Below are 748 nucleotides of genomic sequence, written 5' to 3'. Positions count from 1 at the left end.
TGCAGTTCAAAAATGGCGAGGTGATTCCGGCTGACCTGGTGGTGATGGCTGCCGGTATCCGCCCCAACACCGAGCTGGCGGAACAGTCCGGCATCCCCTGCAACCGTGGGATTCTGGTCAACGACACGATGCAAACCTACGACCCGCGCATCTATGCCATCGGCGAGTGCGCCAGCCATCGTGGGATTGCCTACGGCCTGGTGGCGCCGTTGTTCGAGCAGGCCAAGGTGTGTGCCAACCACCTGGCGCAGTTGGGCTTCGCCACTTACAAAGGCTCGGTGACCTCGACCAAACTCAAAGTCACCGGCATCGACCTGTTTTCTGCTGGCGACTTCATGGGCGGCGAAGGCACCGAGACCATCACCCTTTCCGACCCTATCGGTGGTGTCTATAAGAAGCTGGTGATCAAGGACGACATACTGGTCGGCGCCTGCCTGTACGGCGATACCGCCGACGGCGGTTGGTATTTCCGGCAGATCCGTGAGAACCATGGCATTAGTGAGATCCGCGATCACCTGATGTTCGGCGAAAACGCCCTGGGCGATGTAGGCCACCAAGGCCAGGACAAAGCCATGAGCATGGCCGACAACGCCGAAGTCTGCGGCTGCAACGGGGTGTGCAAGGGCACCATCGTCAAGGCAATCCAGGAACAGGGCCTGTTCAGTGTCGATGAGGTGAAAAAACACACCAAGGCCGCCAGCTCCTGCGGCTCCTGTGCCGGGCTAGTGGAGCAGATCCTGATCAACAC

1 protein-coding gene is annotated in these 748 nt (G+C 59.9%); it reads left to right on the top strand.

The window, feature by feature from the left end:
• Window positions 1-748, top strand: a 748-nt coding sequence (locus JFT66_RS29645; protein ID WP_198860629.1) for an FAD-dependent oxidoreductase, incomplete at both ends; no start/stop codon positions are given.

The sequence above is a fragment of the Pseudomonas sp. MF6755 genome (genome assembly GCF_016405635.1).
GTDB lineage: Bacteria > Pseudomonadota > Gammaproteobacteria > Pseudomonadales > Pseudomonadaceae > Aquipseudomonas > Aquipseudomonas haemolytica.
The sequence above is the reverse complement of the archived record's forward strand: the minus strand, read 5'-3'. Positions and strand labels throughout refer to the sequence as shown.